The 25997-nt window shown below is 70.4% G+C and carries 22 protein-coding genes; 16 read left to right on the forward strand and 6 right to left on the reverse strand.

Annotated features, from left to right (window positions below):
• Window positions 1–40 precede the first annotated feature (40 nt).
• A complete protein-coding gene (locus ACOOHC_RS06235; protein ID WP_420453145.1) occupies window positions 41–1048 on the forward strand; it encodes a histone deacetylase in 1008 nt (335 codons plus the stop codon).
• A 79-nt stretch (window positions 1049–1127) separates the two neighbouring features.
• On the opposite strand, the gene ACOOHC_RS06240 is transcribed toward ACOOHC_RS06235, so the two are convergent.
• Window positions 1128–2567: a serine hydrolase gene (locus ACOOHC_RS06240; protein WP_420453146.1), complete on the reverse strand. Its 1440-nt coding sequence runs from the start codon at window positions 2565–2567 to the stop codon at window positions 1128–1130.
• A gap of 368 nt (window positions 2568–2935) precedes the next feature.
• Between ACOOHC_RS06240 and ACOOHC_RS06245 the strand changes: the two genes are divergently transcribed.
• The 6 genes from ACOOHC_RS06245 to ACOOHC_RS06270 all read left to right on the forward strand — a co-directional run bounded on the left by ACOOHC_RS06245 (window position 2936) and on the right by ACOOHC_RS06270 (window position 9949).
• Window positions 2936–3481 (forward strand): hypothetical protein, encoded by a 546-nt coding sequence (locus tag ACOOHC_RS06245; protein ID WP_420453147.1) that lies wholly within the window; start codon window positions 2936–2938, stop codon window positions 3479–3481.
• Between the two features lie 89 nt (window positions 3482–3570).
• Window positions 3571–4140, forward strand: coding sequence for a sigma-70 family RNA polymerase sigma factor (locus ACOOHC_RS06250; RefSeq protein WP_420453148.1), 570 nt, complete (start codon window positions 3571–3573; stop codon window positions 4138–4140).
• Complete coding sequence (locus ACOOHC_RS06255; RefSeq protein WP_420453149.1) at window positions 4137–4982, forward strand: anti-sigma factor; 846 nt, start codon at window positions 4137–4139, stop codon at window positions 4980–4982. Before ACOOHC_RS06250 ends, ACOOHC_RS06255 begins: the two co-directional genes overlap by 4 nt.
• A gap of 400 nt (window positions 4983–5382) precedes the next feature.
• Window positions 5383–7032 carry an aldehyde dehydrogenase family protein gene (locus tag ACOOHC_RS06260; protein ID WP_420453150.1) on the forward strand — a complete coding sequence of 550 codons (1650 nt, stop codon included), beginning with the start codon at window positions 5383–5385 and terminating at the stop codon, window positions 7030–7032.
• Between the two features lie 157 nt (window positions 7033–7189).
• On the forward strand, window positions 7190–7786 hold the full coding sequence (locus ACOOHC_RS06265; RefSeq protein ID WP_420453151.1) for a Rho termination factor N-terminal domain-containing protein: 597 nt from the start codon (window positions 7190–7192) through the stop codon (window positions 7784–7786).
• A gap of 315 nt (window positions 7787–8101) precedes the next feature.
• Window positions 8102–9949 (forward strand): flavin-containing monooxygenase, encoded by a 1848-nt coding sequence (locus ACOOHC_RS06270; RefSeq protein ID WP_420453152.1) that lies wholly within the window; start codon window positions 8102–8104, stop codon window positions 9947–9949.
• Window positions 9950–9980: 31 nt separating this feature from the next.
• Here ACOOHC_RS06270 and ACOOHC_RS06275 read toward each other — a convergent pair whose 3' ends face one another.
• From ACOOHC_RS06275 to ACOOHC_RS06285, 3 genes are all read right to left on the reverse strand, one after another.
• Window positions 9981–10997: a hypothetical protein gene (locus ACOOHC_RS06275; protein WP_420453153.1), complete on the reverse strand. Its 1017-nt coding sequence runs from the start codon at window positions 10995–10997 to the stop codon at window positions 9981–9983.
• A gap of 161 nt (window positions 10998–11158) precedes the next feature.
• Window positions 11159–11854 carry a hypothetical protein gene (locus tag ACOOHC_RS06280; RefSeq protein ID WP_420453154.1) on the reverse strand — a complete coding sequence of 232 codons (696 nt, stop codon included), beginning with the start codon at window positions 11852–11854 and terminating at the stop codon, window positions 11159–11161.
• 529 nt (window positions 11855–12383) lie between these two features.
• On the reverse strand, window positions 12384–13853 hold the full coding sequence (locus ACOOHC_RS06285) for an HNH endonuclease (RefSeq protein ID WP_420453155.1): 1470 nt from the start codon (window positions 13851–13853) through the stop codon (window positions 12384–12386).
• Between the two features lie 294 nt (window positions 13854–14147).
• Between ACOOHC_RS06285 and ACOOHC_RS06290 the strand changes: the two genes are divergently transcribed.
• The 4 genes from ACOOHC_RS06290 to ACOOHC_RS06305 all read left to right on the forward strand — a co-directional run bounded on the left by ACOOHC_RS06290 (window position 14148) and on the right by ACOOHC_RS06305 (window position 17406).
• Entirely contained in the window at window positions 14148–14471 is a 324-nt protein-coding gene (locus ACOOHC_RS06290; RefSeq protein WP_420453156.1) for a DUF1905 domain-containing protein, read from the forward strand.
• A 320-nt stretch (window positions 14472–14791) separates the two neighbouring features.
• The gene (gene egtB / locus ACOOHC_RS06295; RefSeq protein WP_420453157.1) at window positions 14792–16075 is read left to right on the forward strand and encodes an ergothioneine biosynthesis protein EgtB; all 1284 of its coding nucleotides are present in this window, start codon (window positions 14792–14794) and stop codon (window positions 16073–16075) included.
• Window positions 16076–16256: 181 nt separating this feature from the next.
• Window positions 16257–16661: an SRPBCC family protein gene (locus ACOOHC_RS06300; RefSeq protein ID WP_420453158.1), complete on the forward strand. Its 405-nt coding sequence runs from the start codon at window positions 16257–16259 to the stop codon at window positions 16659–16661.
• A 190-nt stretch (window positions 16662–16851) separates the two neighbouring features.
• The gene (locus ACOOHC_RS06305) at window positions 16852–17406 is read left to right on the forward strand and encodes a DUF1440 domain-containing protein (protein ID WP_420453159.1); all 555 of its coding nucleotides are present in this window, start codon (window positions 16852–16854) and stop codon (window positions 17404–17406) included.
• A 114-nt stretch (window positions 17407–17520) separates the two neighbouring features.
• Here ACOOHC_RS06305 and ACOOHC_RS06310 read toward each other — a convergent pair whose 3' ends face one another.
• Window positions 17521–17976 carry a very short patch repair endonuclease gene (locus tag ACOOHC_RS06310; RefSeq protein WP_420453867.1) on the reverse strand — a complete coding sequence of 152 codons (456 nt, stop codon included), beginning with the start codon at window positions 17974–17976 and terminating at the stop codon, window positions 17521–17523.
• Window positions 17977–18128: 152 nt separating this feature from the next.
• Between ACOOHC_RS06310 and ACOOHC_RS06315 the strand changes: the two genes are divergently transcribed.
• Together ACOOHC_RS06315 and ACOOHC_RS06320 are read left to right on the forward strand one after the other, a co-directional pair.
• The gene (locus ACOOHC_RS06315; protein ID WP_420453160.1) at window positions 18129–19799 is read left to right on the forward strand and encodes a DEAD/DEAH box helicase family protein; all 1671 of its coding nucleotides are present in this window, start codon (window positions 18129–18131) and stop codon (window positions 19797–19799) included.
• Entirely contained in the window at window positions 19796–21220 is a 1425-nt protein-coding gene (locus tag ACOOHC_RS06320) for a DUF3427 domain-containing protein (protein ID WP_420453161.1), read from the forward strand. The genes ACOOHC_RS06315 and ACOOHC_RS06320 overlap by 4 nt, the downstream gene beginning before the upstream one ends.
• Here ACOOHC_RS06320 and ACOOHC_RS06325 read toward each other — a convergent pair.
• On the reverse strand, window positions 21173–21442 hold the full coding sequence (locus ACOOHC_RS06325) for a hypothetical protein (protein ID WP_420453162.1): 270 nt from the start codon (window positions 21440–21442) through the stop codon (window positions 21173–21175). The genes ACOOHC_RS06320 and ACOOHC_RS06325 overlap by 48 nt on opposite strands.
• 283 nt (window positions 21443–21725) lie before the next feature.
• On the opposite strand from ACOOHC_RS06325, the gene ACOOHC_RS06330 reads away from it, so the two are divergent.
• The 3 genes from ACOOHC_RS06330 to ACOOHC_RS06340 all read left to right on the forward strand — a co-directional run bounded on the left by ACOOHC_RS06330 (window position 21726) and on the right by ACOOHC_RS06340 (window position 25922).
• On the forward strand, window positions 21726–23801 hold the full coding sequence (locus tag ACOOHC_RS06330; protein ID WP_420453163.1) for an N-6 DNA methylase: 2076 nt from the start codon (window positions 21726–21728) through the stop codon (window positions 23799–23801).
• On the forward strand, window positions 23798–25060 hold the full coding sequence (locus tag ACOOHC_RS06335) for a restriction endonuclease subunit S (protein WP_420453164.1): 1263 nt from the start codon (window positions 23798–23800) through the stop codon (window positions 25058–25060). The genes ACOOHC_RS06330 and ACOOHC_RS06335 overlap by 4 nt, the downstream gene beginning before the upstream one ends.
• A gap of 151 nt (window positions 25061–25211) precedes the next feature.
• Complete coding sequence (locus ACOOHC_RS06340; RefSeq protein ID WP_420453165.1) at window positions 25212–25922, forward strand: GIY-YIG nuclease family protein; 711 nt, start codon at window positions 25212–25214, stop codon at window positions 25920–25922.
• Window positions 25923–25997 lie beyond the last annotated feature (75 nt).

The following is a 25997-nucleotide window of genomic DNA, read 5'->3' on the forward strand; positions in this document are numbered from 1 at the left end:
CCAGCATGGCACCGCGTGGACGGGCCCGTACGATGGCACCGTGGATCGCCCGATCGCCGTGTTCGCCGCCGCCGAGCTCGACGAGCACGTCGAGCCGACCGGGCACCCGGAGCGTCGTGGCCGCCTCGACGCCGCGCTCGCCGGGATCCCCGCCGCCGGGCTGTCCGAGGGGGCCACCTTCCGCGAACCGCGCCTCGCGACGGTCGAGGAGCTCAACCGCGTCCACGATCCCGACCTCGTCACCGGCATCGAGGCGATGTGCGCGGACGGCGGCGGCCGCGTCGACGCCGACACTTACGTCGCCGCCGGGACCTGGGCGACCGCTCGCCGGGCTGCGGGTGCGGTGCTCGAGGCCGTCGACGCGCTCGAGGCGGGGGAGTGCGACGTCGCGTTCGCCGGGAGCCGTCCCCCCGGGCACCACGCCGAGGCGCGCCGGGCGATGGGGTTCTGCCTGTTCAACAACGTCGCGGTCGCCGCCGCCGCCCTCGCCGAGCGCGGGGAGCGGGTGGCGATCGTCGACTGGGACGTCCACCACGGCAACGGCACCCAGGACATCTTCTACGACGACCCGCGGGTGCTGTACGTGTCGACGCACCAGTCGCCGCTGTACCCCGGCACCGGCGACCTCGCCGAGACCGGCGGCGACTCCGCGCCGTTCACGAACCTCAACCTGCCGATGCCGCCGGGCACCCGTGGCGACGTGTACCGCCGGGCGTTCGACGAGGTCGTCGCCCCGGTCGTCGAGCGCTTCGACCCCACCTGGCTGCTGATCTCGGCGGGTTTCGACGCCCACCGCAACGACCCGCTCGCGTCGCTGCAGCTCACCTCGGCCGACTACGCCGACCTGGCGCTCACGCTGCAGGGCCTCGTCCCCGCCCGCCGCCTCGCGGTCGTGCTCGAGGGGGGCTACGACTTCGACGCGCTGAGCATGTCGACGGGCTCGACGCTGAGCGCCCTGGTCGGAGGGGAGTACCGACCCGAGGACGCGTCGACGGGGGAGATCGGGTTGCCGACGATCACCGCCGCCCGCCAGCTCTGGGACGTCTGAGGACCGACCCGCCGACGGGCTCGACGCCCGGACCCCGCCCCGCCGCGGCCGACGAGCCGCGATCGCGCCGAGGGCGTGGTCAGCGCAGCCGGTCGGGGACGCCGGCGTCGATGCCGAGGTCGATCGCCACGGCGTGGACGATCAGGTCGCACAGCGCCCCGCCCGAGCGCACCGAGTCGCCGGCGATCGCGGCCGCGACGACGGTGCCGGTGGCGGCGAAGCGCCACAGGCACGCCCGCGATCCGTCCACCGTCCCCGTGTGGCCGGTGCCGTACTGGTCGACGAACAGCGACGGAGGCGTGAGCACGGCGGCGTCGTCGGCGTCCGTCGTCGCGAACATCACCGCCAGGTCGTCGGTCGACACCACCACCGTGCCGGCTCCGCCGAGGCGTGACAGGCGCTCGGGCGCGAGGCGGTAGGGGGTGTCGTCGGGGCGGAGGCCGTCGGTGGTGAGGTGGACGCCGTCGCGCCCGATCGGATCGAACACGAGGCGCTGCAGCGCCGTGCCGAGGTCGGCCCCGGCCCGGGCCTCGACCACGAGCCCGAGGAGGCAGTAGTTGGCGTTCGAGTAGTACCACCGCCCCCGGTGCTGGTCGGGTGGGATGCGCAGCAGGCTCGGGATGTGGTCGCGGCAGGTCCCGGGCTCGTCGAACCACGAGTCGCGGTCCTTCTTCAGGCCCCCGCGGTGGTCGAGGATCTCCCGCACCGTGACGTCGGCCCACCCCGGGTCGGGGGACAGCCCGATCTCGGCCCACGGGATCGGTGCGTCCACGTCGAGCCGGCCCTCGGCGGCCAGCCGGGCGATCGCGACGGCGACGACGACCTTGCTGACGCTCGCGACGATCATCGGCGAGTCGCCGGTGGCCGGGGCTCCGCCGATGGTCGGTCCCGATGCCGTCGACAGCGAGATCGCGCCGTCGTCGACGATCGTGAGCGAGGCGGCGACGTTCGCTGCGGCGAGGCGGGCGAACGTGGCCTCGGTGGTCGCGAACGTCCCCGGCGCGGATGCGCCCGTCGCCGAGCCGGGCGGGTCCTGCGCAGGCGGGCCGGCGCGACGGGACGGATCCGCGACGGGGGCGTCGTCGTCTCGGGCGTCGCCGGTCGGATCGTCGGGGTCCGGTCCGGTGGCCGGGACGGTCGTGGCGTCGGTCGTCGGGGGCGGCGACGTGGTGGCCGGGACGAGGACCCGTCCGCCGGTCGAGCCGTCGGTGGGCGGCCCTCCGTCGAGCTCGAGGGGGGTCGATCCTCCCGGCACCGTGTCGTCCGGACCGGAGCGGGCCGCGCCGGTCGGTGCCGGTCCGTCATCGGCGACCCGCCCGTCGGTGACCGGGGTGGCGGTGGAGGTGGCGGCGGCCGTGGCATCGGCGTCGCTCGGGGGCGTGGGCCGGGGGGCGACGACGGGGACCGGGATCCCGGTCGACGTCGAGCCGCACCCGCTCACGACGAGCACGGACGCGGCGAGCGCCGCCGCCAGCGTGCTCGTCGCACGGGTCCTGCGCTCGGCCCGCCCCGCTCCCACGCCGAGCGACTGTACCGCTGGGGGCCGTCCACGATCGGTCGCCACCCACCCATCCGGCCCCGCACCGCACGAGGGTTCCCCCGTCCCGGATCCCGCCGTCGGTCGTCGAGTTCCGGGCGCCGGGGACGGGACCCCCGGTCGGCTGCGGCGTGGACCACCACGTCCGCAGCCGCGACGGACAGCTGGGCCACGATCGCAGCCGGTGCAACAGACAGCTGGGCCCTCATCGCTGCTGGCGGGTCAGGGTGCGTCGAGGCGCGGGGTTCGGCGATCGGGTGCCACGGGACGACCACGGGACGCGCCTCCGAGCGAACGGGGTCGGAGCGAGCGCGGGTGATCCGAACCGACCGCAGGATCGAACACCCATCGTGGCGGAGCAACGACAGAGACGACATCGGGCGACGTCGGTCCGTCGATCCGATCCTCGCGTCGCCGGGTACTACGAGCAGTGCGGAGACGACGCGCCGGGTCGCGACGACCGGGCGCGCCTCGCGGCGACCGTCGGATCCCTGGCCGGCCTCGAGGTCGCGGGCCGTTGCGGGCGGACCGGGAGGCTGTCGTTCGGCGAGCTGCGGGCGCTGGCGGGTTCCGATCGGCTCAGCGACTTCGACGTGCGCACCATCGAGCTCGTCGACCTGCTGACGCGCGTCGAGCTGTCGGCCGAGGCCGAGGTGATCGTGCTCGACACCCTCGATCACGGCCGGCGAACCGTGCGGATCGACCGTGCGCTGCGCGACGGCGACACCCGCCTCGTGCTCGGTGGCGTCGTCCCGTCCGACGGGCGACCGCTCGAGCCGCCCGTGTGGAGCGACCCGATCGTGCTCGAGACCTCGCAGATCGCGACCGAGCGTCCGATCCGCGTCGTCGCCGCCACCGCGCTCACCCACGGCGAGTTCCTGGACGCCGGGGGATGATCGCCGCGGCCCTCTCGCCCGGCACCTTCCTCGACGTCCTGACCGCCGTGGTGGTGATTCGCGGGCGCGATCGACAGACTGACGCGATCGTGCCCGCTGATCGTCGACCCAACGCGCTCAGCGCGGAGGCCGCGTTCGAGCGTGTGCGCACCGACGGCGACCGAGCCGCCTTCGCCGTGGTCTACGACGAGGTGGCACCGAAGGTCTACGGGACGGTCCTGCGGGTGCTGCGCGACCCGGCGATGTCGGAGGAGGTCTCCCAGGAGGTGCTCGTCGAGCTGTGGCAGACGGCTGCCCGCTTCGATCCCGAGCGAGCGAGCCTCTCGACCTGGGCGACCACCATGGCCCGGCGACGTGCGGTCGACCGGGTCCGGCGCGAGCAGTCGCAGCGGGACCGCATCGAGCAGGTCGCGACGCTGCGCGAGATCGACGACGACGGCCCGGAGAACGACGCGATGTCGCAGATCGAGGCGGTCGAGGTGCGCGACGCCCTCGCCTCGCTCCCCGACGACCAGCGCGAGGTGCTGTGCCTGTCGTTCCTGGAAGGGCGCGCCCACGGGGACATCGCGCGCCGGCTGGACCTGCCCCTCGGCACCGTCAAGGGACGTGTGCGCGGCGGGCTGAAGAAGATGAAGACGTCCCTGGGGCACACGCGATGAGCGACGTGGGACGCACCGACGAACTGATCGCCCTCGCCGCGCTGGGTGAGCTCGACGCGGACGGGTGGCTCGAGCTCGACGACGCGATCGCCCAGGATCCCGCGCTCGCGACCGAGCTCGACGATGCCCTCGAGGTGGCGGGACGCATCCAGGAGTCGCTCGCGACCCCGCCGCCGGCGCAGATGCGCGACGCGGTGCTGACCGCCGTGGCGGCGACGTCGCAGACCCCGGTCTGGGGACCGCCGGGCGGCGAGACCGTGGACGGTCGCGGCTCCGATGTCGGGACCGACCCCGTCGCCGACAGCGCGGCATCGACGGGCAGATCCGCCGACTCGCTCGACTCCGGTCGTCGGCCGCCCCCCAGCGACGACCGCGCCGAGGTGGTCGACCTCTCGGCGGCCCGTCGGCGTCGCAACGGGTTCCTCGTGGCGGCGGCCGCTGCCGTGGTGGTGCTGCTGATGGGCGTCGGTGCGCTGGTCATCGGGCGGGGCGGCGACGACACGAGCCAGTTGGCGGCGATCGAGGACGCGGACGACGCCGTGTCGCGACCTCTCCGTGGCGACCTCGGCGGGACGTTCACCGTGGTGCAATCGGCGAGCGAGCGGGCGGTCGTGGTCGACGGCTCCCAGATCCCGGTTCCCGACCGCGCCGACCGGGTCTACGTGCTGTGGTCGATCACCGACGACGGAGCCACGCCGCTCGGCGAGTTCCGCCCCGACGACGACGGCACCGTGACGGTGCGCATCGACGAGGTCGCCCCGGGCGACTCGCAGCTCGGCATCACCGAGGAGACCTCGGGACAGGTCGACACGCCGACCGAGCCGATCCTCGCCACGTCCTGACGTCGGCCGCATCGGCAGCCGCGCCGGACCCGGGCCGCGCAGCTCGGAGCGACGAGCGACGAGCGACGAGCGTGGATCTCACGTCGCCGGGCGGAGGGGTGCGAGTGACCGACCACGGTCGGCAGAGCTGCGATCCCGTTCGCCTCCTCGTCGCGCCGTGTCGGAACGGTCGGATCGGGAACGCTGGCCACGGGTTCGGCAGGGCCGATCCCGTGAGCGACGAAACGGACCCTCCGATGACGACGATCCACCACCCCACGATCCCTCCGGCCACCGCCCCCGGCACCGCCACCGGCACCGCCACCAGCACCGGCCGATCCCGATCCCCCGACCGACGCCGACGTGAGCCGGATCCGGCACGTGGCCGACCGGTGCGGGCGGACCTCGGCGCGAGCGCACGATGAGCGCGGCGAACGACCACGTCACCGGCTCCGGCGCGGAATTCGACGCAGGTGCGATCGTGCAGCACGTCCGCGACGGGTTCGACCGACGGACGACGCGCCCGCTCTCGTGGCGTCGTGAGCAACTGCGGGCCATCGAGGCGATGCTGCGCGACCACGCCGATGAGTTCACCACGGCGCTGCACGACGACCTGCGCAAGCCCCGCACGGAGGCGTGGACGACCGAGATCGGCTTCACGCTCGCGGACGTCGATCACCAGCTCGATCACCTCGACGAGTGGACGTCGCCACGCAAGGTCAAGGTCCCCCTCGTCTTCCGGCCCGCGTCGGCACGGATCGTCCCCGAACCGAAGGGCGTCGTCCTGGTCATCGCCCCGTGGAACTACCCGCTGCAGCTCCTGCTCTCGCCGCTCGCCGCGGCGATCGCGGCGGGCAACGCCGTGGTGGCCAAGCCGTCCGAGCTCGCGCCGGCGACGTCGGCTGCGCTCGTCGCCCGATGCGCCGAGTACCTCGACACCTCGACCGTCGCCGTCGTCGGCGGGGGAGTCGACGAGTCGAGCGCGCTGCTCGAGCAGCGCTTCGACCACATCTTCTTCACCGGAGGGACACGGGTCGGCAAGATCGTGATGCGCGCCGCGGCCGAGCACCTCACCCCGGTCACCCTCGAGCTGGGCGGCAAGAGCCCGGCGATCGTGGCCGCCGATGCGGACATCGAGGTCGCCGGACGTCGGATCGCCTGGGGCAAGTTCGTCAACGCCGGCCAGACCTGCATCGCCCCCGACCACGTCCTCGTCGAGCGGTCGGTGCGCGATCGCCTCGTCGCCTCGATCGAGGACGCCGTGCGCGACTTCTACGGAGCCGACCCGCAGACCAGCGACGACTACGGGCGCATGGTGTCCGACGACCACTTCGACCGCGTCGTCGCGCTCCTCGACGACGTCGACAGCGGCGCGGCCGACGACATCGACATCGACATGGATAGCGGCAGCGGCCGCGGCCGCGGCTGCGGCGGCGGCGTCGCCGGCACGGCGGACGACACCGCCGCGGACCCGGTCTCATCGGACGCGGGCGACGCGGCGGATCCCGACGTCACGGGCGTCCCCGCCGAGCAGACGTTCGGAGGGGCCGGGTCGGCCCGGAAGGGTTCCGCCGCAGGTGCGACCGCAGCGACGGCCCGGTCCGGTCTGGCGTTCGGCGGCGGGAGCGAGAGAGCCGACCGCTACATCGCCCCGACGGTGATCGTCGACCCGCCCCTCGAGTCGGCGTCGATGGAGGAGGAGATCTTCGGCCCGATCCTGCCGGTGCTCTCCGTCGACGACGTCGACGCCGCGATCGACTTCGTCAACGAACGCCCGAAGCCGTTGGCGCTCTACGTGTTCAGCGGCGACGACGAGGTCGCCGACCGGGTGGTGCGGCGGACCTCGTCGGGCGGGGTCAGCGTCAACGGCACCCTGATGCACATCGGGCCGCCCGAGCTGCCCTTCGGCGGTGTCGGGCCGAGCGGGATGGGGGCGTACCACGGGGAGGCAGGCTTCGAGACGTTCAGTCACATGAAGTCGGTCTTCGACCGGCGGACGTTCCCGGACCCCTCGATGCTCTACCCGCCGTACGCATCGTGGAAGGAGTGGTTGATCAAGCGCGTGCAGTGAGTGGACGCTGCTCGCACGGCCGTCGCGCACGCCGGGGGTGACGGCGCACACGTGGTGCGTGTCGGATGGCTCAAGGTCGACCGTTGACTCTCGGCAGCGGTTGCGTAGAATAGTACGCAATTCCGAAGTCCGCCAGAAATGTAGAAGGAAGGCTCTGATGGCCACCGCAACGAAGTCCAAGAAGTCCACCACTCGCACCGCCGTCGGTGAGGAGCTCGCCGACGACCTCGACGCCCGCACGATCGCGGAGCGCATCGAGTTCCGACTCGACGAGATCCAGAACGGTCTCCCGACGATCCCCGCGAAGCTCATGGAGCTGAACCGGGCCGTGGCCCATCGCACCGCGGCGAACAACCGTCGCAACTTCGACCTGCTCGTCGAGTCGGTGCAGACGGTCGCGAAGACGACCGACTCCAGCGTCCGCACCGTGGTCGGGACGATCCGCTGGACGACCGAGAAGACCGTCGACGCCGCGTCGTCCGGTCTGCGCCAGATCGCCGGCCAGGCCCGTGCGCAGGCCAAGATCGCCGCCGACTCCGTCGAGGACCAGGTCACCGACCTGGCCGACGAGACCGTCGACCGCGTCGAGGCCGAGCTCGACGGCATCCGCGCCGCCGAGGTCAAGTCCGAGAAGCGCGTCCTGCGCTCGATGACCAAGGACGAGCTCTACGAGCGGGCCCAGGATCTCGAGATCGAGGGCCGCGCCGACATGTCGAAGGCGCAGCTCGTCAACGCCATCTCGTCGGCGACCTGATCACCGCCGGCTCCGGCCGGTGACGAGGGAGGGGTGCGTCGACGCCCGCCTCGACGAGGACCACGTGCCCCGTCTCCCCTTCGGGAGGGCGGGGCACGCTCGCGCCCCGGATCGGGACCGATCCCTCCGTCGACGTTCGCCCGCCGGCGTGCTCCGGGCGGTCCTGCGTCGATCGGGTGCGGCTCGGTCGACCCTCGTCCGGCTGCCGGTTACCGGAGCGAGCGCGGATCCCGTCGACCGCAGCACTCGGTCGGCCGGTCCGTGATGTGCGTGCCGGGGTTCGTGCGGTCGTGATCGCCGATCTAGCGTCGGTCCATGGCTGAGAACGACCTGGTCGAGTTCGACGATCTGCTGATCGAGACGCTCGGCGGGATCGACTTCGACCCCGGTGCGCTGAAGGCGAAGTACCTCGCCGAGCGCGACAAGCGCCTGCGCGACGAGGCGAACGACCAGTACATCGAGGTCACCGGCGACTTCTCCGACTTCATCGAGGACCCCTACGCCGAGCCCGTCGAGCGCGACCCGCTGTTCGACCACGTCGAGGTCGCCATCGTCGGCGGTGGCTTCGGAGGTCTGCTGATGGGCGGCCGCCTGCGCGAGGCCGGCATCGAATCGATCCGGGTCATCGAGAAGGGCGGCGACTTCGGCGGGACCTGGTACTGGAACCGCTACCCGGGCGCGATGTGCGACGTCGAGTCGTACTGCTACCTGCCGATGCTCGAGGAGCTCGACTACGTCCCGAAGCACAAGTACTCCTTCGCTCCCGAGATCATGGAGCACTCGAAGAACATCGCCCGCCACTACCGGCTGTACGACGACGCCCTGCTGTCGACGGCGGTGACGCGCATGGAGTGGGACGACGAGGCCGGCCACTGGCTCGTCGAGACCGATCGCGGCGACCGGATGACCGCGACGTACGTGGCGATGGCGAACGGTCCGCTCAACCGACCGAAGCTGCCGGGCGTCGAGGGGATCGACCGGTACCGGGGCCACACGTTCCACACCAGCCGCTGGGACTACGACTACACCGGCGGCGACAGCTCCGGCGGCCTCGATCGCCTCGCCGACAAGCGCGTCGGCGTGATCGGCACGGGGGCGACGGCGGTGCAGTGCGTGCCCCACCTGGGGGCGTCGGCGAAGGAGCTGTACGTGTTCCAGCGGACGCCCTCGTCGGTCGACGTGCGCGACAACCGCGAGACGCCCGACGACTTCGTCGAGTCGTTGGAGCCGGGCTGGCAGGACCGGCGGATGGACAACTTCAACCGGTTGGTCACCGGCGCCGACGCGGAGGAGGACCTGGTCGACGACGGGTGGACCGACATCTTCCGCAACCTGACCGGGATCGCCGCCAAGACGGCGTCGCGCAGGCTCGGTCGTCGGCTGACCAAGGCCGAGCGGGCCGAGCTGATGGAGATGGCCGACTACAAGAAGATGGAGGAGGTCCGGCGCCGGGCCGCCGAGATCGTCGCCGACCCCGAGGTGGCGGAGTCGCTCAAGCCGTACTACCGCCAGTTCTGCAAGCGGCCGTGCTTCCACGACGAGTACCTGCCGACGTTCAACCGGCCGAACGTGCACCTCGTCGACACCGAGGGCACCGGTGTCGACCGCTTCACCGAGACCGGGGTGATCGCGAACGGCGAGCACCACGAGCTCGACTGCATCGTCTTCGCGACCGGGTTCGAGGTGGGGACGAGCTACACCCGGCGCTCCGGCTACGACATCGTCGGGCGCGGCGGGGTCCACCTCAGCGACCACTGGGCCGACGGGGCGCGCACGCTGCACGGGTTGCAGAGCAGCGGGTTCCCGAACGCGTTCTTCCTCGGCTTCATCCAGGGCGCGGTGACGGTGAACATCCCCCAGACGCTCAACGAGCAGGCCGTCCACGTCGCCTACGTGCTCGACGAGGTGCGCGAGCGGGGCGGCTCACGTGTCGAGGTGACCGCCGAGGCCGAGCAGGCGTGGGTCGACGAGATGGCCGACAAGGCGCGCATCGGCGCCCGGTTCCGCGCCGAGTGCACGCCCGGCTACTACAACAACGAGGGCCGGGCCGGGAACCCGAACGGCTTCTTCAGCGCAAGCTACGGCGAGGGTCCGGTGCGGTTCTTCGAGATCATCCGGGAGTGGCGAGCCTCGGGCGACCTCGAGGGCTGCGAGATCAGCTGACCGTTCCGCGGTGACGGCGGTGCGGTCGCTCTCAGTCGTTCGTGTTGACGGCGCGCAGCTCGCCGACGGTGAACGTCGGCGACGGGTCCGATGACCACTCGTAGTCGGGGAGGGCCGTGCCGTAGCCGGACGCGAGGAAGGTGATGCCGTAGGTGACGTGGGCGGTGACCGTGGCGGTGCCGCGCGCGGGAGGCGTCCACCGGCACGACCCACCGACGCCGGGTTCGGACCAGTCGGGCAGGTCGGCGGGCTGGGCCGGCACACGTGCGCCGCCGGTGCCGAGGCTCTCGGTGGTGGCATCGCCGAGGCAGTCGACGGTGAGGCCGCTGACGGCGAGGTGCTGGGCGTCGGCGTCGGACGGCTGGAAGTCGACGGTGAAGTGGAGGGTGGAGGGGACGGCGAGCAGCTGGAGCTGCCAGCCGAGGTGGTCGACCGTGTCGCTGGTGTGGACGCGCCAGGCGTCGGCGTCGATCGACAGCCAGGCCGGGGAGCGCACGACCAGCCCGCCCCAGGTGTCGACGCTCGCGGGTGGCTGCGGCCGCGGGCGGGTGAGCTGGAGGCTGTTGTAGAGGTCGGCGATCTGTCCACGGACGTCGAAGAGCGGGTCGTCGGGCCCGATGTCGATGAAGGCGGGGTACAGCGAGAACTCGATCGCGGTCTGGGCGAGGGTGTCGCCGGCGTCGGGGACGCAGCCGATCCGGAAGCGCCGTCGAGCCTCCTCGAGCGGGGTGTACGAGATCGCGATGGCCTGGGCGAGCCCACGGCTGTAGTCGTTGCCGGATTCGAGCCGGTCGGCGACGTCGTCGGCGACGTCCTGGTTGGTGATGCTCGAGTCGACCGGGAACTCGACGTAGCGGTAGCTGCCGTCGTCTCGGATCGTCGGCACGTTCTCGGTCTGGATCGCCGGCGGCGGCAGCGGTGCCTCGGGGTCGGCGTCGGGGTCCGGCTCGACGGGGACGACGGTGGTCTCCTCCCGGTAGCTGTTGTACCGACACGCCGGCGGTGGGAACGACGTCACCAGCGCCGACCCCGATGCGATCGACGTCAACGCGACGATGTTGCCGTTGCCGTCACGAACGTGAGCCGTGCGAGCGGTCGAGCCACTCCCACCGGTAGCCCCACAGGTCACGTTGTTCCGGTCACAGGCATCAACGTTCCCGGGTGTCATCGCAAAGACGATGCTCCCGCAAAGAAGCACCAAGATCGAAGCTACAGATCGCCGCACGCGGCCTCTTTCGTGATGATCGAACTCACTTTCCATTGCCCGTCAATCAGTCTGACGGCAACCTCGTTCCCTGCCCGTTCGTAGATTTCGGAAACTTCATCAATCGCTATCGACCCGTCAGCTCTGATCGGGATCGAGGCGTCGTATTTGCAGTTCCAGATGACAGCCTCAAGTTCGGACCTTGGTTCTGTTAGAACGTACGGACGATGGATGTCGGGGCGCCCGAGAGGAAATCCGATGAATACCTCGTCCTCGCGAAAGCGTTTGAAGGCGTTCTCACTGTACGCCACTCCGCCATCTACAAAGGCTTCTTTCATTGCGGGGCTCGGCTCGCGTTCGACCGGGAACACCGTCAGTTGGTTAAACAACGCTTTGAGAGCCCGGCCATATGCAGCGATGATGGGGAGCTCGTCTTCGGTGGGGGGTCGGACGTCGCGGTCGTCGGGGTCGGTGGTGTCGGGCAGGTAGAGGTAGCCCATCTCGTAGATCTCGTAGAACTGACCGGGGGTGTCGACTCCCGGTGCGTCGTCGAACGGGATGGACTCGGTCATGGGACCGAGATCGTCGGGCAGCAGCCGTTCGGGCTCGCCCTCGGTGGTCGGTGGTACCGAGGTCGAGGGATCCGACGGTTCCGTCGTCGATGCGACCGCGGATCCGGTCGTCGACGATTCGGGTTCCATCGACGGAGGGGGGTCGGCCGTGGCTGGTGTCGCAGGGACACCGTCGGTATCGGGGGTCGTCGACGCCGTGCCGCCCGAGCGGTCGGGGAGGGGTGCGGTCGTGGTGGACTCACCGTCCGAGCTGCAGGCAGCGACTCCGACGGCAGCGGTGATCGCGACGCACCAGATCCGTCGGCGTGCTCCGCCTCTCGTCGCCCTTGTCGTCCCCACCGCTTCCCGCTGTTCCCCGTCTCGTGTGCCTCGCCGATCACCAGCGTAGTTCGCGACCGCTCACCGTGACCAGCGCGACCTGCATCTGTCGGGGCGTGCTCCGTCGGCTGGGCCCGGTCGCTCTCCCGCACTCGGTGCTCGGGGCCGCAGCACGCATCTGCCGCCCCGGAGGTGCGCACGTGTCCGCCCGCAGCGATGTGGTCCCTGACGATGTCGCTCCACGACGAGGCAGTGGGTGTCTGGCCGACCGAACCGGAAACCGGACCCCGTACGCCACCCACCCCGTCGGCGTGGAGCCGTGGCCCGTTCGCTCGGTCGTTCACGAGGTGTCACGGCGGGGTGGGTCGGTGGTTCGGGTGGTTCCGTCGGGGAGGGTGAGGGTGAGTCGTCGGTGGTGGTCGAGGTGGACGATCCATCCGGAGTCGTGGATCTTGGTGTGGTGGCGGACGCAGACCGGAAGGAGGTTCTGGAGATCGGTGGTTCCTCCGTGGCGCCACCAGGTGATGTGGTGGAGCTTGCAGCGGTCGTAGGCGACGGTGCACGACGGGATGGCGCAGGTGGGGTAGAGGGCGCGCAGGGCTCGTCGTTGGGCGCGGTTCGCGAGGCGGGTGGTGCGTGCGAGGTCGAGTCGGCCGGGGGCGTGCAGGACCACTCCGTCGCGGACGACGACGGTGGTGGTGTCGGCGTCTTCGATCATCTGGGCGAGGACCGGGGTGGGCACCTCGATCGGGATCGGCCACGTCACCCGGGGTCCGGCACGACAGGAGTCGGCCGGTGTGGGTGGTCGAGCGGGGGCGCCGTCTGCTCGTTCGGTTCGAAGCACCGGCTCGTCGGTGCGATCGTTCGGCGACCCTGATCGTTCGGAGCCGCCGCGACGTTGGCTGCCACCGATCCGTGACGTCGTGCGGCGGGTGGTCATCGGTCTGCCGTCGCCGGTCGGTGCGCCGCCGGTCGATGAGGTTGCGCGATGACCGCATGGCCCATCAGCGGCCGGCATCGAGGTCGAGGTCTCGGGTGGTGGTGCGGAGATGTCGATGACGGCGACGAACTCGGGTCGTCCGGGGCGTCGGGCGCTGTCGGTGCCGTCGACGAGCGATGCGAGGGCGAGGGCTCGCAGGTGGTGCTGCTTGTCGATCGGGTCGCTCGGGGAGGTGTCGGGCGCTGCGTCGGCGAACGAGGCCTCCACGGCGCGGTCGAGGGCGGAGGAGATGCGCAGGGCGGTGATGGGGTCGAAGCGTCCGCGCAGGTTCCACATGCCGTCGGTGTCGGTCCAGGTGCGGAGTCGGGTGGCGCGTCGTTGTCGTTCGAGGCGGTCGGTGCCGTCGTCGCTGCGGGCGCGCTCGATCTCGGTGCGGACGCGTCGACGGAACTGGTCGACGGTGGCGTGGGTGGCGATGTCGACGAGGGTGTCGAGGCGTTCGTTGACGTGGTCGCGTTCGCGCGGGTCGATGTTCTTGGTCTCGCGGGTGATGGCGTCGATGTGGGCGGGGGTGGTGCGGGCGGTGTCGAGGGCGGCGGCCATCGCGGGGAGCGCGTCGAGGGTGGTGGATCGTTCGATGGTCTTCGTGGCGGCGGAGAGGGTGTCGCGGGTGATGTCGGCGATGGTGGCTTCGGGGAACGACACGCTGGCGGTGAGGCGCCGGGCGAGGTCGGCCTCGGCGGCGGCGAGGAACGCGGTGAGCTCGTGGCAGGCGCGCAGGGCGCCGGTCAGTTCGTCGGGGATCGCAGCGGCGTCGGTGCGCACGACGGCGATGCGTTCGAGACGTTCGATCGCGGCACCGATGTCCATGTCGAACAAGCGTACGATCGGGGTGCCACAGGGTTCTCCGACCGCTCCGGGGATCGGATGAGGGACACCACTCAGACAGATTCGACGGTCGGTCCGAGATCGACCGGATCGTCGGCTGATCGAGATCGGGTCGTGGCGCCGACGTCGGATGCGGTTCGCCTCGATGCACCCACGTCGGATGGTTGGCGAGCAACTCGGTCCAGCGCGACGTCCCTCTCGTGGGCGCGCAGGCGGAGCGAGCTTCGGACCCGACGCTGTCGAACTCGCCGTGGGCGAGATCGTACGATCGGGATGGTGGATGCCGGCACCTACCGCTTCACGGGCGAGCTGTGGGAGTGGGTGTCGCGCACGTCGTGGTTCTTCGTGTCGCTGCCGGAGGAGACGACGGACCTGATCGACGAACGTCACGGTGGGTCGACGGCGGGGTTCGGTTCGCTCCCGGTCGAGGTCACGGTCGGGTCGACGACGTGGCGGACGTCGATCTTCCCCAGCAAGGAGGAGGCGACGTTCGTCCTGCCCGTCAAGAAGGCGGTGCGGGTGGCCGAGGGCATCGAGCCGGGAGGATCCGTCGAGGTCGAGATCACCGTCCTCGTCGACGACGGTCCGTCGGACGTGTGATCGTCGAACGCAGTGCCTCGGACGGACGCAAGTTGTCGAACAGATGCGTGACCCCCGAACGGGCTCGCAGTCCTCGACGGATGGGTGAGCCCCGGACGGATGCGAGTTCTGGGCCGATCGTTGAACTCAGAACGAATGCTCGAGCCCCGCACGGGTACGTGAGTTCGTGGGTCCGGGTCCGATGGCTGCGCCGAGATCGGCCGACTCCCCGTCCGCATCGGAGCGATCCCACACCATCCGTCGATCTCGCACGAGTTCCGACGGTGAACCGCCCAGTACCCGTGCCGCAGTGACAGCATCGCGAGCAGAAGGAGACGCTCATGCCTGAACCCGTTCTCGCCTCCGCACCCCTCCCGGCCTCGGCCGCGCTCGCGCTGTTCGAACGGACCCGTGCCCGCACGGACCGCCTCGTCGCCCCGCTGACCCCCGAGGACACCATGCTCCAGAGCATGGAGGACGCCTCTCCGGCGAAGTGGCACCTCGCGCACACCACCTGGTTCTTCGAGACCTTCGTCCTGCGTCCCCGAGTCGCGGACTACGTCTCGCCCGACGACCGGTTCGCCGTGCTGTTCAACAGCTACTACGTGCAAGCCGGGCCCCGTCACGCCCGTGACGAGCGCGGCCTCGTCTCGCGACCGGGTGTCGACGCCGTGCGCGACTACCGCTCGCACGTGGAGGACGCCGTCGCGGCGCTGCTCGACGCCGGGCGCGCCGACGGCGACGAGATCGCGGCCCTGGTGGAGCTCGGATGCCACCACGAGATGCAGCACCAGGAGCTGCTCGTCACCGACCTCCTCCACGGCTTGTCGCACAACCCGCTGCTGCCGGTCTACAAGGCATCCGAACCGCTCCCGGTGACGTCCGAGATCCCACTGACCTGGACGCGCCACGAGGGCGGGCTCGTCGAGATCGGCCAGGACGGCGGGGGCTTCGCGTTCGATTGCGAGGGGCCGCGCCATCGGCACTGGCTCGAGCCGTACGAGATCGCCGACCGCCCCGTCACCAACCGCGACTGGATCGCCTTCATGGACGACGGCGGCTACACGACGCCCGAGCACTGGCTGATGGAGGGCCACGCCGTCGCGACCGAGCAGGGGTGGTCGCATCCGCTCTACTGGTGGCGACAGGACGGCGAGTGGTGGACCTACACGCTGCGCGGTCCGCAACTCGTGGCGCTGGACGCTCCCGTCGTGCACGTGAGCTACTTCGAGGCCGACGCCTTCGCCCGCTGGAGCGATGCACGGCTGCCGACCGAGGAGGAGCACGAGCACGCCTTCGCCGAGGTCCCGATCGCCGGCAACTTCCTCGACGCGTCGGCGACCCGTCCGGGCGCGGACGAGGGGCAGCTGCGTCCGATGCCGGGGAACGGCCCGTGGGGCGACGTGTGGGAGTGGACCTCGTCGTCGTTCAGCGCCTACCCCGGCTTCCAGCCGCCCGTCGGTGCGCTCGGGGAGTACAACGGCAAGTTCATGATCAACCAGATGGTGCTGCGCGGCGGATCCTGCGCCACCCCGCTGGCGCAGATGCGGCCGAGCTACCGGACCTTCTTCCACCCGCATCAGCGTTGGCAGATGCTCGGTCTGCGGCTCGCCCGCACGCCCTGAGCCACCGTTCCGACGGTTCTCCGTCGGCCACGACAACCAGGTCAACGGTCCTCACGACGGCCTCGGTGCGAGGGTGTGACGATCCGCAGGAGGTGATCGCGTCGACCGTGGTTCGAGGCGATCCGACGCGGGTACCGACTCGTGGGATCACCTCGGTCCCGACGAACCATCGGAGATCACCGTGCCCGAATCCACCGTCCAGTCCGGGGTCGCCGTCCCCGCCGACGCTCTGTTCGATTACCTCTCGAAGGTGTCGAACCTCCCCGAGTACTTCCCGAAGATGACGTCCGCCGAGTCGGTCGACAGCGGTGAGGCCGTGCGGACCACCGCCGAGCTCGACGACGGCCGGACCGTCGAGGGCGAGGCGTGGTTCCGGACGGATCAGGCCACCCGCTCGGTGGAGTGGGGGTCGGAGGGCGACGACGACTACCACGGGTCGCTGCGGGTCGAGTCGGACGGCGCGACGGCGTCGACGGTCGAGATCACGATCCACACCGAGCGCGAGGGTGCCGGCGACGACCTCGAGGGGAGCCTGCGAGAGGTCCTCGACCGGATCAAGGAGATCCTCGAGTCGTCGTCGACCTGAGGTCGGTGCGCCGGCGCCGGACGGTGTTCGTCGATGTCCGGAGGTCAGACGACGGAGCTGGGGTCCGGCGTTCGCGCTCGCTCGAGCTGGCCGCGGCTGCAGCGTGGGAACGTGGAATGGACGCTCGAGCGGCGGGGTACCGGCGCGAGATGGGAAGAGGTACATCCGTGCGTCCGATGAGCGAACCGTCGTGAGCGGCGAGTCGAGGTGGGCGGGCGTCGTCGCGGTCGGCGCGCTGTCGGGCGCGGCGGCGTCGTGGGTGAAGTCGATGGCCGAGCCCCAGCTGCAGAGGCTGGGGGAGCGGTTGCTCCCGCCCGACCCGGAGGCGAAGGACGAGCTCGGCGCCGACATCGAGGACGACGAGACGATGCCGCCCGCCGTGCTCGCCGATCGCGTCGCCCGGCGCACCCGGGGGAGCGAGCTGTCCGACGACGAGCGGTCGACGGCGATGGAGTCGATCCACTACGCGTTCGGCACGGCAGCGGGTGTCGCCTACGCCGTCGCCGTCACGCACGACCGTCGAGCGGCGGTCGGGTTCGGCGCCGCTGCTGGAGCCGGTCTGTTCCTCGCCACCCACGCCTCGTCGCTGCCCCTGATCGGGATCCAGGGCCGTCCGGACCAGATGCCTCGTGCGTGGTGGATCTGGGAGCTCGGCTCCCACCTCGTGTTCGGGATGACGATCGAGGCCCTGCGGCGTGTCCTCACGGGGTCGGGTGCCGTCCTCGTCGCCGGTGTTCGCTCCTGACCGACGGAGCGACGCCGAGAACGGCGTTCGAGGATTCGGACGATGATCCGTCGGGGTTGGGCATGTGCTCGCCGCGACCGCCGGATCACCCCGTCGGATCGGGCCCGCTGCCGATCAGCCTCTCGGCGAGCGCGGCCCGCGAGCGCGCACGGCTGGCGCGATGATCTGCGCCGTCGCTGCCGGATCCTCGTGCTCCCAGACCCGGATGGCGTGCCACCCGTCGGAGCGCAGGGCGGCGGTGACCCGCTCGTCGCGAGCCCGGTTCGCGTCGAGCTTCGGGATCCAGTAAGCACGGTTCCGCTTCGGGAGGTGGCAGTGGTCGGGGCAGAGGTGCCAGAAGCACCCGTCGACGAAGACGGCCACCTTCGCCCGTGTGAACACGATGTCGGGTCGGACCCGCACGCCGCCGGCCACGATCGGCAGATCGATGCGGAACCGCAGACCGAGGCGGTGGAGCTCTGAGCGCAGCCGCACCTCGGCGCGTGTGTCCCGCCGCCGGTTGGCCCGCCCGATCAGCGACGCCGCCGCCGACGTCGGTTCGGGGTACGGCACCCGCACCCCCGGCCCCACGACGACCGTCCGTGGAGCGGGACGGTCGCCGCTCTCTGCGAGCTGGTCGCGCTGATCCATGAACGTCCAGTCGACCGCCAACTGCGAGATCACCAACATCTGCGCGCTCGGTTCTCGGATCTGCTGTCGACGGGTGTGGGAGGATCCCCCCGGTGGGGAAGGGCGAGCTCCCGGCGGGGTTGTACGACGAGCTGCTGACCGAGGCTCTGGCCCGTCTCGTCGAGGATCTCGACGAGTCACGGCGCGCCGAGCACGACGAGCTGCGCCTCGCCGAGGCCGCCGACCGCCTCGCTGCTCACGTGGCTCGAGCCGTCTCGATCGTCGTCGACTCGCTCCCGGATCGGCAGCGTCTCGTGGAGGGGACCGCGATCGTCGCCGAGGTGCTGGCGGTGCTCGCCCGACACGACGCCGGTCTCGCGAGCGACCTGGCCCTCGTCGAACCCACGACGACGCTGCGCAGCGTCGCGACCCGCCGGCCGGACGGGTCGTTCGCGGCGCCCGAGCGACCGCTCACCCCGCTGCTCGACACGACGATCCTCGCCAACGCGCCCGGTGAGCCGACCCTCAGCCACGAGTTACGGGCCGAGATCCCGTCCGCTCATCGCATCGACGTGCTCATGGCGTTCGTCCGCTTCTCCGGCATCCGCCCGATGCTCGACGTGCTCGCTCGCCACATCGCGGACGGCGGGCGCGTCCGCCTGCTGACCACGACCTACACGGGCTCGACCGAGCTGGCGGCGCTCGACGCTCTGCGAGACGCAGGCGTCGAGGTGCGCGTCTCCTACGACACGTCGACGACGCGCCTGCACGCGAAGTCGTGGCTGTTCCATCGGGCCAGGGGGAACTCGACCGCGTACGTCGGCTCGTCGAACCTGACCCACAGCGCGATGGTGCCCGGCCTGGAGTGGAACGTGCGGCTGTCGGGGATCCGCAACCCCGATGTCGTCGACCGGATGGCGGCGATCTTCGACTCGTACTGGGAGGGTGACGGCTTCGTCCCGTTCGAGGTGGCCGAGTTCCGCCGGCGCACGGAGCAGCGAGCGGATGAGCCGTCGTTGACCTACCTGCCGCCGACCGACCTCACGCTGCGCCCGTTCCAGGAGCGCCTCGTCGAGCAGATCGAGGTAGCCCGAGAGCACGGCCGGCACCGGAACCTGCTCGTCGCAGCGACCGGCACCGGCAAGACGGTGATGGCCGCCGTCGACTACGCCCGCCTGCACGGGCGGCTCGACCGGGCGCGCCTGCTGTTCGTCGCGCACCGTCGTGAGATCCTCGAGCAGAGCCGGGCGACGTTCCGCCACGCGCTGCGCGACGCCTCGTTCGGGGAGCTGTGGGTGGGAGGCGAGCGGCCGGATCGCTTCGACGCGGTGTTCGCCTCGATCCAGAGCCTCACCGCGTCGGGCGTCGACGCGATCGAGCCCGACCGGTTCGACGTGGTGATCGTCGACGAGTTCCACCACGCCGCGGCGCCGACCTACTCGCGGCTCCTCGATCGCCTCCGACCGGTGGAACTGGTCGGGCTCACCGCGACGCCCGAGCGCGCCGACGGCCTCGACGTCCTCGGCCTGTTCGACGGGCAGATCACCGCCGAGCTGCGGGTGTGGGACGCGATCGACCAGCAGCACCTCGTGCCGTTCACCTACTACGGGATCCACGATGGCCTCGACCTGCGCGACGTCCCGTTCACACGCGGGATCGGATACGACGTCGGCGCGCTGACGAACGTGTACACGGGCAACGACGTGTGGGTCGGCCAGCTGATCGAGCAGCTCCGGCGGCGAGTGGCCGACCCGCGGGGATGCGGGCGCTCGGGTTCTGCGTGAGCGTCGAGCACGCCCGGTTCATGGCGCAGCGGTTCGTCGAGCACGGGATCCCGGCGCGTGCGGTGTGGGGCGAGTCGTCGGAGGCCGAGCGCGCCGAGGCGTTGCGCGACCTGCGCGACGGGAGGATCGCCGTCGTCTTCGCCGTCGACCTGTTCAACGAGGGCGTCGACGTCCCGACGATCGACACCCTCCTGATGCTGCGCCCGACGGAGAGCGCCACGTTGTTCCTGCAGCAGCTCGGTCGTGGGTTGCGACGTGCGGAGGGCAAGGCGGTGTGCACCGTGCTCGACTTCGTCGGCACGCACCGACGCGAGTTCCGCTTCGACCTGCGGTACCGGGCGCTGCTGGGTGGCACCCGAAGCGATCTGGAGAGCCAGGTCAAGCGGCGCTTCCCGTTCCTGCCGTCGGGGTGCCACCTCGAGCTCGACCCGGTCGCCGAAGGGGTGGTGCTCGACAGCATCCGGAGCGCGATCCCGTCGAACTGGCCGCAGCGGGTGGCGGAGCTGCGATCGATCGGCGACGTCGACCTCGCGACGTTCCTGCGGGAGAGCGGCCTCGAGCTCGGCGACGTCTACGCGAACGGCCGGAGCTGGACCGACCTCCGCCGTGCCGCCGGCTTCGCACCGCCGCCGGCGGATGACCTCGATCGAGATCAGGAGAAGCGGTTCCTGAGAGCGATCGGGCGGCTGCTCCACGTCGACGACGACGACCGGGGTGAGGCCTACTCCCACTTCGTCTCGAACGCTGCGATCGACGTCGACGCGCTCGGCGAGCGGGAGCGGCGGCTGCTGCGGATGCTGCTCGCATCGATGTTCCTCCGGAGCGCGCCGCCCACCCTGGCCGAGGCGCTCGCCGAACTGCGCAGGTTTCGGGCGGTCTGCGCCGAGCTGGCCGAGGTGATGGGGGTGACGGCCGAGCGGGTGACGCACCTCCATCACTCGTTCGAATCGTCAGGCGACGTGCCGCTGCGGGTTCACGCTCGCTACTCACGCCTCGAGATCCAGGCGGCGTTCGGCGACGGCGACGGGGTCATGCCCCCGCGATGGGACAGCGGCGTGAAGTGGCTGCCCGACGAACGGACCGACCTGTTCGCCTTCACGCTCGACAAGTCGAGCGGCGACTTCTCACCGACGACGAGGTACCGGGACTACGCGATCAGTCGAGACCTCATCCACTGGGAGACGCAGTCGACGACGTCGCTCGCCAGCCCGACCGGCCAGCGCTACGTGAGCCAGGCGGACGACGACACGACGGTCGCCCTGTTCGGTCGCCTGCGGGCCGACGAGCGTTCGTACTGGTGCCTCGGCCCGGCGACCTACGTGAGTCACGAGGGCGATCGCCCGATCGCCATCACCTGGCGCCTCCACCACCGCCTACCCGGCGACATCTTCACCGAGTTCGCCGCGGCTGCGGTGGCCTGAGCCGCCCCATCCGGTCTCGGGCCGCCGCGTCGAGCCGGTGGCGGCCACCCGGGGGAGTGCTGGAGGCGCGTGCAGCTCGCCGAACCGGGCGAGCGGGCCTGTCGCCGAACCGGTGGCGCGGGTCCTCGCGCCGTTCATCGTGGTGTGCTTCGCACGCCAGCGCTCCAGCAGGACGACGTCGAACGGGAAACCGATGCCGAACGTGACGACGGTGAGCAGCACACCGAGCAACGCCGTGCCGATGTACGTGTCTGCCCCGCCGTCGAACCGGAACGTGCCGTCCCGCGTGGCCGGCTGCGCCGACGCACGGGGCTGCTCGGCCGATGCGCCGCGACCCGACCGGACGACGGCCGCTCGGTCACTCATCTCGGGCGGTGGGTGTTCGGTCAATGGGGGTGACTGTTCCACACCTCGACCGGTCGCGCCGGGAGCTGATCGCTCGCACTTCGCTCGGGCCCGACGACATGTGCGTTGTCCTGGAAGGGCGCTGCCACCGTGGCACCATGTGGGTGTGGCGGGCACCGAGACGATCAAGAACCACGCGGCCTTCATCTGGTCGGTGGCCGACCTGCTGCGTGGTGACTACAAGCAGTCCGACTACGGCAAGGTGATCCTGCCGCTGACGGTCCTGCGCCGATTCGACTGCGTGCTGGCCCCGGTGAAGGCCGACATGCTCGACAAGCACGAGTCCCTCAAGGGCCGGGTCGAGAACTTCGCCCCGCTGCTCGACGCGATGACCGACACCGACGGCCTCTGGAACGTGAGCCGGTTCGACATCGCCAAGCTGCTCGACGACCCCGACAACATCCGCGACAACCTCCTCGCCTACGTCGCCGGCTTCTCCGACGAGGCCCGCGAGATCCTCGAGCGGTTCGACTTCGCCACCCAGGTCACCCGGCTCCACAAGTCGGGCCTGCTGTACCTGGTGCTCGGCAAGTTCGCCGAGTTCGACCTGCACCCCGACCGGGTCTCCAACCTGGAGATGGGCTACCTGTACGAGGAGCTGATCCGGCGGTTCTCGGAGCTCAGCAACGAGACGGCGGGTGAGCACTTCACGCCTCGTGAGGTGATCCGGCTGATGGTGCACCTGCTGTTCATCGAAGACGACGACATCCTCTCCAAGCCGGGTGCGAAGGCCACGCTGTACGACCCGGCGTGCGGCACCGGCGGCATGTTGAGCGTGGCGGAAGACTTCGTCCGCCAACACAACCCGCAGGCCACCCTCACCGTCTACGGCCAGGAGCTGAATTCGGAGTCGTACGCCATCTGCCGCTCCGACATGATGCTGAAGGGCCAGAGCGCGCAGAACATCAAGGTCGGCAACTCGCTCAAGACGTACAGCCCCGACGATCCCGGCGACCAGGGCGACCAGCACCCGACCGAGCGGTTCGACTACCTGCTCGCCAACCCGCCGTTCGGGGTGGAGTGGAAGAAGGTGGCCGACTCGGTGAAGGCCGAGCACCAGACCCAGGGCTTCGCCGGCCGGTTCGGTGCGGGCCTGCCGAGGATCAACGACGGCAGCTTCCTGTTCCTCCAGCACATGATCTCGAAGATGCGCCCGCCCGAGCAGGGCGGCTCACGCCTGGCGATCGTGTTCAACGGCTCCCCGCTGTTCACCGGCGCCGCCGGCTCGGGCGAGAGCGAGATCCGCCGCTGGATCATCGAGAACGACTGGCTCGAGGCCGTGGTCGCCCTGCCCGACCAGCTCTTCTACAACACCGGCATCTCCACCTACTTCTGGATCGTGAGCAACCGCAAGAGCCCGGCCCGCAAGGGCAAGGTGCAGCTCATCGACGCCCGGCAGAGCTTCACCAAGATTCGAAAGAGCCTCGGCGAGAAGCGCAAGGAAGTGGCCGACGACCAGATCGCCGAGATCGTCCGCCTCTACGGCAACTTCGACCAGCAAGACGACGACGCCGACGAGGCCCGGGTCAAGAGCTTCCCCAACGAGTCGTTCGGCTTCCTCCGAATCACCGTCGAACGCCCCCTCCGCCTCCGCTACGAGATCATCGACGACACCGCGGACGCGCTGCGAGCCCACAAGAAGCTCGCCAAGCTCACCGATGACCAGCGTGACGCGCTCGCCGAACGCGCCGGCGGCCGCGTCGGCACGACGTTCGCCACCGATGCCGACGCCCGCGCCGAAGCGAAGCGCTGGATGGCCGACTTCGACCTCAAGGGCAAGCCGATCGAGTCCGCCGTCGTTGACGCCCTGGCGGTCCGCGACCCCGACGCCGCCCCGATCACCGACAAGCAGGGCACCCCCGAGCCCGACGCCGACCTGCGCGACAACGAGAACGTCCCGCTCCCGCCCGACCCGGTCCGCTACGAACCCGACCCCACCGAACGCCTCGCCACCGACACCTACGCCAAGGCCGTCGAGCAGTACGTCGAGCAGGAGGTCCATCCCTACGTCCCCGACGCCTGGGTCGACCACACGAAGACCAAGATCGGCTACGAGATCCCCCTCACGCGGCACTTCTACGTCTACACACCGCCGAGGCCGCAGGAAGAGATCGACGCCGAGATCAAGCAGCTGGAGCGCGAGATTGAAGAGCTGCTCCGCGAGGTGACGGAGTGAAGACGCTCCTCCCGCTGAAGCGACTTATCGACCCGAGTAGGCCCATCACCTATGGCATCGTCCAGGCTGGCCCGGACGTTGATGGCGGGATCCGCTACATCCGTCCCGTCGACATGTCGGGGCACGGTGGCGTCGCCGATCCGAGTGAGCTCCGCACGACCTCGCATGAGATCGCCGCTCAGTACCGTCGGTCGTCAGTGCGGTCCGGCGACATCGTCGTGTCGATCGGCCCCTCGTATGGCAAGACGATGGTCGTCCCCGCTGAGTTGGACGGAGCGAACCTCACGCAGGGCACCGCCCGGGTCGCTCCCGCCCGAAATGTCGATACTGGCTACCTTCGCTGGGCACTCAGGTCGAGGTTGGCCATCGCCCACTGGGACGCTTCGGTCGGGGGAGCGACCTTCCGGGCCCTCAACCTCGCCCCTCTTGCCGAAACGCCGATTCCGCTTCGGGGGCTCGCCGAGCAGCGGGCGATCGCCGACTACCTGGACGCCGAGACCGCCCGCATCGACGCCCTGATCGCCAAAAAACAACAACTCATCCACCTCCTCGAAGAGCGACGGGTCGAATCGATCCGATCCGTTGTGAGCGGAGCCGGGCAGCCGGGCGAACGTTGGCGACCAGGCCCCGTCTGGTCCCTGTCCATTCCGCTGAGCTGGTCACCGAAGAAGATCGCATGGGTCAAACGAACCGGCAGCGGCACAACTCCTGCGAGCGGTGACGAGCGTTTCTACGCCGAGGAAGGGACTCCGTGGGTGACGACGTCGGAACTTCGCGAGCGCAGGATCAACACGACGAACAAGTTCATCACCGAAGAAGCGCTGCTGGCCCACTCCGCACTTGAGGTGTTCCCGGCAGGCACCGTTCTCATCGCCATGTACGGCGCAACTGTTGGTCGCCTGGGCCGTCTGAGGGTGGCTGCAACGACGAACCAAGCGTGCTGTGCGCTCTACGGCGGCCGGGGGCTCGACCAGAGCTTCCTGTACTGGTGGCTCTGGGCATACCGCAAGGAGATCATCGACCTCAGCTACGGAGCCGGTCAGCCGAACATCAGCCAGGAGACGATCCGTTCACTGCGCATTCCTGCACCCGACCTTGAGGCTCAGGGCGAGGTTGCGAACGCCTGCGAGCGAATCAGTCGATCGAGCGAGGTGCTCCACGACCGAGTGAGCCGTCAGATCGACCTCCTCGTCGAGCACCGCCAGGCGTTGATCACGGCTGCTATGACTGGCGAATTCGCAGCGCCGGGGGCGGCATGATGGCGCAGCCGTACGTCATCACGATCCTCGTCACGGCGGGTGATCCCGACGGGGTGGGGGTGGTCGAGAAGTCGAACTGGACGGGGCGGGGGATCGTGTTCGCCCGGTCCGATCTGCCGGTGGGTCGGAGCAGGGGCTCGCCTCGCCGGGGGTGTACGTGCTGCTCGGCGACGATCCTGACGGCGACTTCGACACGCAGGTCTACGTCGGGCAGGCCGAGGACGTGAACGTCCGGCTGAAGCAGCACGTGCAGGACGACGGAAAGGATTGGTGGCGGACGACGATCGTGTCCCAGTCGGGCAACCAGTCGTTGAACCGGGCGCACATCTCGTTCCTGGAGTCGGAGCTGGTCCGCCTCGCCAAGGAGGCCCGGCGGTCGAAGGTCGCCAACGGCAACCAGCCCGGCACCCCTCACATGGCGGCCGCCGACCATGCGGTCGCCAGCGGCTTCCTCGCCGAGATGCGAGCGATCTTCCCGGTACTCGGCGTCGATGCCTTCGACGTCGCCGTTGCCCAGTCGCCCGAGACCACCCGGCGCTACTTCCTCACCGGGCCCGACGCCTCGGGCGAGGGCGAGGAGCGGTCCGATGGCTTCCTCGTGTTCGCCGGCGCAAAGGCGCGACTCGAGGAGGTGCAGTCGATCGGCGATTCGTACTCCCGGCTGCGCCGCCGACTGATCGAGACCGGTGACCTGGTCGCAGACGGCTCGAGTAGCCACCTCACGAACGACACCCTGTTCGCCTCGCCGTCGGCGGCCGCTGCGGTGCTGCTCGGCCGCAGCGCCAACGGACGCACCGAGTGGATCGATTCCGACGGCGTCAGCCTCAAGCAACGCCAAGTCGCCGCGACCGGCCAAGCCTGACTCCCCCGGGGGCGTGTGCCCGGAGGAAGCTCAAGGCACCGGGGCGGTGCTTGTCGCCGAGCGGATCGACAGCGC

Origin of the sequence: Ilumatobacter sp., from assembly GCF_965215205.1 — a bacterium.
Classification (GTDB): domain Bacteria; phylum Actinomycetota; class Acidimicrobiia; order Acidimicrobiales; family Ilumatobacteraceae; genus Ilumatobacter_A.

Bases quoted from the DNA above. Each gene is read 5' to 3' on its own strand.
- ACOOHC_RS06255 (WP_420453149.1), top strand. From the start codon at position 4,137: ATGAGCGACGTGGGACGCACCGACGAACTGATCGCCCTCGCCGCGCTG.
- ACOOHC_RS06260 (WP_420453150.1), top strand. From the start codon at position 5,383: ATGAGCGCGGCGAACGACCACGTCACCGGCTCCGGCGCGGAATTCGAC.
- ACOOHC_RS06280 (WP_420453154.1), bottom strand. From the start codon at position 11,854: ATGGAACCCGAATCGTCGACGACCGGATCCGCGGTCGCATCGACGACG.
- egtB (WP_420453157.1), top strand. From the start codon at position 14,792: ATGCCTGAACCCGTTCTCGCCTCCGCACCCCTCCCGGCCTCGGCCGCG.
- ACOOHC_RS06285 (WP_420453155.1), bottom strand. From the start codon at position 13,853: ATGGACATCGGTGCCGCGATCGAACGTCTCGAACGCATCGCCGTCGTG.
- ACOOHC_RS06265 (WP_420453151.1), top strand. From the start codon at position 7,190: ATGGCCACCGCAACGAAGTCCAAGAAGTCCACCACTCGCACCGCCGTC.
- ACOOHC_RS06270 (WP_420453152.1), top strand. From the start codon at position 8,102: ATGGCTGAGAACGACCTGGTCGAGTTCGACGATCTGCTGATCGAGACG.